Origin of the sequence: Undibacterium sp. 5I2 (assembly GCF_035019605.1) — a bacterium.
Classification (GTDB): domain Bacteria; phylum Pseudomonadota; class Gammaproteobacteria; order Burkholderiales; family Burkholderiaceae_D; genus Undibacterium.
On sequence record NZ_JASJVS010000177.1, the window covers coordinates 1 to 300 of the forward strand.

Annotated in this window: 1 protein-coding gene; it reads left to right on the forward strand. The window is 56.3% G+C overall.

Translation table 11 applies throughout. The annotated features are described in order from the left end of the window. A partial coding sequence (locus tag QN359_RS19880; protein WP_323493638.1) for a hypothetical protein occupies positions 1-295 on the forward strand: 295 nt, incomplete at its 5' end. Positions 296-300: the final 5 nt, after the last annotated feature.

The window sequence follows — 300 nt, forward strand, 5'->3', positions numbered from 1 at the left end:
CCCCGGCCTCAAGAGGCTGTCGCAAAAGGGTTTTCAGTCGGTATCATTACTCCAACTGGCCGACATGTCATTCCCCCGTGCTCTCGCCTCGTCATTCCTGCGTAGGCAGGAATCCAGTGACACCTTAGTGCCTTCAGGGTGGGAACGTCGATCAAGGACACTTTTTTTTCTGTGCAATGAACACCTCCTGCTGCGCCTGAGCAGCACAGATATAAAAGGCGCATGCGCGCCACTGGATTGCCGCCTGCGCGGCAATGACGAATTGGGCGGCTGGGTGGATGCGCAATCGACCTGACTTGT